The sequence below is a fragment of the uncultured Sphaerotilus sp. genome (assembly GCF_963924895.1).
Lineage (GTDB): Bacteria > Pseudomonadota > Gammaproteobacteria > Burkholderiales > Burkholderiaceae_C > Sphaerotilus.
In genome coordinates this window covers 22,490-28,712 of record NZ_CAWURG010000013.1, presented here as the reverse complement: position 1 = coordinate 28,712, position 6,223 = coordinate 22,490, and the positions used below count along the sequence as shown (strand labels likewise).

The 6,223-nt window shown below is 69.6% G+C and carries 8 protein-coding genes; 1 reads left to right on the top strand and 7 read right to left on the bottom strand.

What is annotated here, in order from left to right:
* The coding region (locus AABN02_RS05280; RefSeq protein ID WP_338413871.1) for an IS3 family transposase at positions 1-510 on the top strand (510 nt) is incomplete at its 5' end.
* A 22-nt stretch (positions 511-532) separates the two neighbouring features.
* Here the strand turns inward: AABN02_RS05280 and AABN02_RS05275 are convergent.
* From AABN02_RS05275 to AABN02_RS05245, 7 genes are all read right to left on the bottom strand, one after another.
* Positions 533-931, bottom strand: coding sequence for a phosphonate transporter (locus AABN02_RS05275; protein WP_338413870.1), 399 nt, complete (start codon positions 929-931; stop codon positions 533-535).
* An 89-nt stretch (positions 932-1,020) separates the two neighbouring features.
* Entirely contained in the window at positions 1,021-1,761 is a 741-nt protein-coding gene (locus AABN02_RS05270; RefSeq protein WP_338413869.1) for an SDR family NAD(P)-dependent oxidoreductase, read from the bottom strand.
* Positions 1,758-2,408: a PIG-L deacetylase family protein gene (locus AABN02_RS05265; protein WP_338413868.1), complete on the bottom strand. Its 651-nt coding sequence runs from the start codon at positions 2,406-2,408 to the stop codon at positions 1,758-1,760. The genes AABN02_RS05270 and AABN02_RS05265 overlap by 4 nt, the downstream gene beginning before the upstream one ends.
* Positions 2,396-3,211: a sugar phosphate nucleotidyltransferase gene (locus tag AABN02_RS05260; RefSeq protein WP_338413867.1), complete on the bottom strand. Its 816-nt coding sequence runs from the start codon at positions 3,209-3,211 to the stop codon at positions 2,396-2,398. The genes AABN02_RS05265 and AABN02_RS05260 overlap by 13 nt, the downstream gene beginning before the upstream one ends.
* The gene (locus AABN02_RS05255; RefSeq protein WP_338413866.1) at positions 3,208-4,596 is read right to left on the bottom strand and encodes a DUF4910 domain-containing protein; all 1,389 of its coding nucleotides are present in this window, start codon (positions 4,594-4,596) and stop codon (positions 3,208-3,210) included. The genes AABN02_RS05260 and AABN02_RS05255 overlap by 4 nt, the downstream gene beginning before the upstream one ends.
* Positions 4,596-5,165, bottom strand: a complete 570-nt coding sequence (locus AABN02_RS05250; RefSeq protein ID WP_338413873.1) for a dTDP-4-dehydrorhamnose 3,5-epimerase family protein — start codon at positions 5,163-5,165, stop codon at positions 4,596-4,598. The genes AABN02_RS05255 and AABN02_RS05250 overlap by 1 nt, the downstream gene beginning before the upstream one ends.
* Before the next feature lie 2 nt (positions 5,166-5,167).
* Positions 5,168-6,205: an NAD-dependent epimerase/dehydratase family protein gene (locus AABN02_RS05245; protein ID WP_338413865.1), complete on the bottom strand. Its 1,038-nt coding sequence runs from the start codon at positions 6,203-6,205 to the stop codon at positions 5,168-5,170.
* Between the last annotated feature and the right edge of the window lie 18 nt (positions 6,206-6,223).

The window sequence follows — 6,223 nt, the reverse complement described above, 5'->3', positions numbered from 1 at the left end:
CAGGCCTGGGTCGCCGACATCACCTACATCCGCACGCGCAGCGGCTGGCTGTATCTGGCGGTGGTGCTGGACTTGTTTGCGCGCAAGGTGGTGGGCTGGGCGATGGCCCCGGACATGCAGGCCGGGCTGGTGTGCCGGGCGTTGCAACTGGCCATCGTGCAGCGCCAACCGGCGCCGGGCTTGATCGTCCACACGGATCGCGGCAGCCAGTACGCCAGCGCAGCGCATCAGGCGCTGCTGGCCAGTCACGGTCTGGTCGGCAGCATGAGCCGCAAGGGCAACTGCTGGGACAACGCGGTGATGGAGCGCTTCTTCCTGAACCTCAAGATGGAGCGTGTCTGGCAGCGCGATTACGCCAACCATGCCGAGGCCACGAGCGACATCGCCGACTACATCGTCAGCTTCTACAACAGCGTGCGTCTGCACTCCACACTGGGCAACGTGCCACCCAATGCCTTCGAGCATCAATCGGCAATCACACAACCTATCGGGCTGTGCGAAATAACTTGACCAGGACAGGTGTCCATGGGCGTCAGGCGCCGGTCTTGCGCTGGATCAGCACGAACCGGCGGGCCTCCCCCGGCCACGCCAGCAGGCGCAACTGCACGCGCTGGGGACGCATGCGCAGGGTCAGCACGTAGTCGATGGTGACGTCCAGGGCCACGCCGGTCTCGGCGGCTTCCTCGAACCGATGGGCCACCATGACGTTGTTCATGCAGATCGCGACGGCCGTGAACAAGGGCAGTCCGATCACCCGCTCTCGGGACAGCCCGGCCATGCGGGACTCGCAGGCGTTGTAGTCGCGCACGATGGTGGCCGCGTCGAAGCCGATGACGCCGAACTCCAGTGCATCCAGGCCGTCGCGGTCCAGCGTCAGCAGCGCGTCCGGCAGGTCGTTCTGTGTGAAGTCGAGTGTGGCCAGTGGGTGCATGGAAAGGACTCCGTCGATGTGCCAGGGGCAACTACCGCGCGACCCTGCCGAGTCTGTGTTATCGAGCCGAGTTGGTAGAACTTGAACGGTCAGGGCGGGGCGGGACGGGCGTGGTGCCGCTCGCCGGCCGCCAGCGTGTCGTCGCGCAGCAGGCGCAGCACCGATGCCGCCACGTCGTCGACCCGCCCCAGCGCCCCGTCCCGGTGGCGCTGCGTGAAGGCCGCGGCGCCGGGATAGTCCTCGGGCGATGCACCGCGCAGCGTGGCCTGCATGCCGGTGTCGAGCGCGCCGGGGTCGAGGCTCAGCGCGCGGAAGGGATGCGCCTGCCGCGTCTGCTCGGCGGCGACGACGCGCATGAACTGGTCCATGCCCGCCTTGGCCGCGCTGTAGAGCGACAGCCCGGCGTGCGCGCGCACGGCGGCCCCGGAGGTGATCTGCGCCACGACCTTGCGGCCCGGGCAGGACTGGAAGTGCACCATCGCCGCGGACAGGAAGGCGATGCCCGAGACGAGGTTGACGTTCAGCGCATCGATGAGGTCGCCGACCGGCGCGTTGGCGGCCGCACCGAGCGGCTGCACCGTGCCGGCGTTGTGCAGCACCAGCAGCTCGGTGATCGACAGGGGATCGACCCCCGCCAGCGCCGCGCCGACCGCCTGCGCGACCGCCGCCGGCTGCGCCAGATCCACCCGCACCGAGTCCGGCGTCGGCGCCGAGCGCGACAGCTCGACCACGCGCCAGCCCTCGGCCTGCAACTGAGTGACCAGCGCCCGACCGAGGCCGCGCGAGCCGCCCGTGACCAGCGCCAGCCGGGTGCCGCCCTCGACTGTCACAGCACCACCTTGCGGGCGTGCAGCGCCTCGGCCTGTCCGCTCGGCGCACGGCACTCGATGCCGCGCAGCGCCATCAGCCCCTGGAAGGTCGCCTCGGTGAACCAGCCCTTCGAGCGCTGCGAGCCGAAGTGCTTCATCAGGTGGCGCACCTTGCGGCGGGCGATCTCCGCGGGCAGCGGCACGTAGACATTGGGTTGGCCGAGGTCGCCTTCGTACTTCGGGATTTCGTACTCCAGCACGAGGTGGTCGCGCCACGCCTGCCAGGTGAGTTCGGCCACCGTGCGGTGGTCCTGGTGGCGGTCTTCCAGGCGGTGGGTGAGCACCACATCGGGTGTGATGCGCCGGCTCAGGTCAGCGAAAAAGGCTTTCAGGCGCGCGGTCTCCGACGGGAAGTGCGCGTCGCTGAAATCGCCGATCACCACCTCGGCGGACGCCGCCCCCTTCAGCAGCGCCTTGGCACTGCGCCTGGCCTCGTCGGCGCGCTCGCCGGGCGCGCTCAGCACGACCCAGGTCACATGCACTTCCGGCACCTCGGCCAGCCAGCGCAGCACGGCGCCGCTGCAGCCGATCTCGATGTCGTCGCTGTGCGCGCCCAGGCAGAGCAGGTCCAGCCGGCGCCGCCCGGCCGCGGGGTTCAGGGACAGCACGTGGACACCGCCCTGGGTTCGAGGCGCTCGGGTTTCCAGACCATCCACGGACAATTGCCCTTGCCCTCCATCCGGTCGTAGGTGATCTTGTCCTTGAAGGTGTCCATCGGCTGCCAGAAGCCGCGGTGGCGGAAGGCGCCGAGCTGGCGCTGGGCGATGAGCCGCTGGAAGGGCGCCTCGACCAGTTCATCGCCTTCTTCGAGCACGTCGAAGATCTCCCGGCGCAGGCAGAAGAAGCCGGCGTTGATCCAGTACGGCCGCTCGTTGAGCGGGCCGAAGCTGGTGACGATGCCGTTGTCGTCGCCGTGCAGCGCGTGAAAGCTCTGCGGCGAGGGCACGGTGGCGAAGCTGGCCGTGACGCCGCTGGCGCGGAACTCGGCGAGGTGCTGGTCCAGCGGCAGGTCGCTCAGGCCGTCGGCGTAGTTGGCGAGGAACTCCTCGTCGTCGCCCAGGTACTTGCGGGCGCGCAGCAGGCGCTGGCCGATGTTGGCGTGCAGGCCGGTGTCGACGAAGGTGATCTTCCAGTCCTGCAGATCGCTGTGGACCAGATCGACCTTGCGCCCGCCCTCGCTGAGCACGAAGTCGTTCGACAGCGCCTCGTTGTAGTTCAGGAAGTACTCGCGGATCAGGTCGCCGCGGTAGCCCAGGCAGAGGATGAATTCCTTGTGGCCGAAGTGCGCGTAGTAGCGCATCAGGTGCCACAGGATGGGCCGCACGCCGATGTTGACCAGCGGCTTGGGGATGGTGTCGGAGTGCTCGCGCAGGCGCGTGCCGAGTCCGCCGCAGAAGAGAACAACTTTCATGGGGGAGGGCCTTTCTTTCGGGAGCCGGGGGCTTCTTGACCGGCGATGTGACCGGCGGTGTCGGCTATATCGGCTGAAACCAGCGTGCGCAGGAGCCCGGCGTGTTCGAGTGCGGCGGCGGCCTGCTCGACCTGCTCGAAGGGCAGGCGGGCGCGTTCGGCGATGGCCAGCAGGTCGCGCGTGCCATCGGCCTGGTTGAGCACCCACAGCAGCGCGTGTTCGAACGCACCGGGCGCGCCGCCGCCGACGCTGCCGTAGAGACCGCGCTTGCCCAGGCGCGGCTCGCCCTTGGGGCTGAGGTTGAGCGGGGTGCGGTTGGCGTCGAGCACCGAGGCGAGCCGGGCCAGCGTCTGCAGCGCCGAGGCGAGCTGCGCGGGGCGGATCAGCGTCAGGTCGTCGGCGCTGGTGTGGTACTCGGGATATGTGCTGTTGGGCGATCGGGTCAGGCGGCCCATCGGCAGGTCGAAGCCGGGGGAGCAGAACTGGCGCTCGTCGTAGCCGTAGGGCTCGAATTCCAGCAGCCTGGCGTCCGTGCCGCGCAGCACATGCGCGGCGGCGCGGTCGGTCAGCGTGTCGCCGCGGCGGCTGTGCTTGTAGTGCAGCACGCCCGGATCGCCCAGCAGCCCGAGCACCAGCCCGGCGCGCACGCGGCCCAGGCGCTCCTCGTTGCGCGACAGCCAGGCCAGCGAGCCGATGGTGCCGGGGCCGAAGATGAAGCGCCACGTCAGCCGCGGCTTCGTCGGCGCCCGGTGCAGCGCCCGCGCCAGTTCGACCGCGACGGCGATGCCCGTCAGGTTGTCGTTGGCCAGCGCCGGGTGGCAGGTGTGCGTGTAGACCAGCACTTCGTCGGAGGACTGGCCCGGAATCACCGATTCGGCATAGCTCAGGTGCCCCGGCGCCAGCGTGGCGTCGATCACCACCTCGTACGGCCCCGGCCCGAGCCGCTCGCGGTCGCGGTGGCGCAGGCAGAAGCCCCATTGCTCGCGGTAGTAGCTGGTGCGGTACGGAATCCAGTCCGGCTGGTCCGGCAGCGAGTGCAGATGCGGCTGCAGCTCTTCCAGCGTCATCGTGCGGCGCACCGGCACCGAGTAGCCCATGACGTGCAGGCTGTGCGCGCGGACATCGACCACGCGGCGCCCTTCGGCATCGGCGATCCACGCGTCCCGCAGGTTCCACTCGCGCGGGATCTCCCAGTCGAAGGCGGGCGTGCCGCTCGGGACTTCGGTGCGGACGAGCGGGATGCGTTCGCCGATCCGGTCCAGCGTCTGGCGCACGCCGTCGCCGGTCAGGCTGCGGCACAGCGGGTAGAGCGCCTCGATCAGCGCCCAGGACTCGGTGGCGCTGGCGCTGGCCGCGTCGTCGGGGAGCAGCGCGTCCAGCAGCATCAGCGCTCCAGCCCGGCAGCGTAGCGTTGGCGGTGCGCGGCCTCGTCGAAGAGCGGTCCGTCGCGGTCCCGGTCCGACAGCGCGGTCACCGGCAGCGGCCACGTCAATCCAAACGCCGGGTCGTCCGCCCGTACACCGGCGCCAAGGTCGCCCCGGTACGCCTCGGTCATCATGTAGAAGACCTCGCTGTCATCGACCAGCGTCTGGAAGCCATGCGCTACGCCGCGCGGAATCCACAGCGCGTTGCCCAGCGCCGAGTCCAGCGTGACCGACACCGTGGCGCGGTAGGTCGGTGATTCGGGGCGCAGGTCGAGCAACTGGTCGAACACCCGCCCGCGCGTGCAGCGCACCAGCTTGCACTCGGTCGCCGGCGGCCACGCGAAGTGCATGCCGCGCAGCGTGCCGGCGCGGACGTTGAACGAGGTGCTGGTCTGCACCATCGCTGCGTCCAGACCGTTCGCGGCGAAGGTCTCGCGGCACCACGTCCGCGCGAACGAGCCGCGTTCGTCGGCCATCGGCGCGAGGCGGATGTGTCGCACGCCGTCGATCGCCGTCGGCTCGAAGACCATCGTCAACGGGCGCTCCAGTACAGGTCGTCGTCCACCTGCCCGGTGCGCTGCAGGTACTGCAACTGCTTCAGGCGGGTGTAGGGGCGCCAGCGGTGGTCGGCCTCGGTGAAGTCGATGCGCTGGAACAGGCTGGCCAGCTCCTCGGCGCCGCGCTGCGCGGTCCAGCGGGCGACAAAACCGGGCAGGCGCTTCTCGATCTTCTCGAACGAGACGCGGTAACTGCGGTTGTCCGCGCTCGGCGGGCCGGCGGTGACTTCGCAGCCGGGGAAGGCGGCGGCCACCAGCGCGGCGATCTCGCGCACGCGGAAGTTCTCGTCCGTGCGCCCGACGTTGAACACCTCGCCGTTGATCGCATCCGCTGGCGCTTCCACCGCGCAGCGCATTGCTTCGCAGATGTCCTCGATGTGGACGATCGGGCGCCACGGGCTGCCGTCGCTGACCATGGCGATGCGCCCGGTCGTGCGGGCCAGGGCGCAGAGGTCGTTGAGCACGATGTCGAAGCGCATGCGCGGTGACGGGCCGTAGGCGGTGGCGTTGCGCAGGAAGACGACGCTGAAATCGCTGCTGGCCATCGGCGTCACGTCGCGCTCGACCAGCGTCTTGCACACGGCGTAGGCGGTCTGCGGATTGACGGGCGAGCGTTCGTCGAGGAAGTCGCCGGTGCCGACGCCATAGACGCTGCACGAGGAGGCGTAGACGAAGCGCTTCACGCCGGCCTCGCGGGCAGCATGGGCGATGCGTACGGAGCCTTCGTGGTTGATCTTCATCGTGATCTCGGGGCGGTTCTGGCCCAGCGGATCGTTGGACAGCTCGGCCAGGTGGATCACCGCGTCGAAGCCGGCGAAATCGGCCGGCTCGACGGTGCGCAGATCCTTGTAGAGCGTGCGGGCGCTGAGGCGGGCGGCCAGCGGGTCGTGGTAGAGGCGGCCGTCGCCGTAGAAGCCGATGTCGAGGCCGGTGACTTCATGGCCCGCGGCTTCGAGCCAGGGGGCGAGGCGGGCACCGATGTAGCCCTCGGTGCCAGTGACGAGAATTTTCATGTGGACAGCTCGGTGAAC

Bases quoted from the DNA above. Each gene is read 5' to 3' on its own strand.
- AABN02_RS05260 (WP_338413867.1), bottom strand. From the start codon at position 3,211: ATGAAAGTTGTTCTCTTCTGCGGCGGACTCGGCACGCGCCTGCGCGAG.
- AABN02_RS05255 (WP_338413866.1), bottom strand. From the start codon at position 4,596: ATGCTGCTGGACGCGCTGCTCCCCGACGACGCGGCCAGCGCCAGCGCC.
- AABN02_RS05275 (WP_338413870.1), bottom strand. From the start codon at position 931: ATGCACCCACTGGCCACACTCGACTTCACACAGAACGACCTGCCGGAC.
- AABN02_RS05245 (WP_338413865.1), bottom strand. From the start codon at position 6,205: ATGAAAATTCTCGTCACTGGCACCGAGGGCTACATCGGTGCCCGCCTC.
- AABN02_RS05250 (WP_338413873.1), bottom strand. From the start codon at position 5,165: ATGGTCTTCGAGCCGACGGCGATCGACGGCGTGCGACACATCCGCCTC.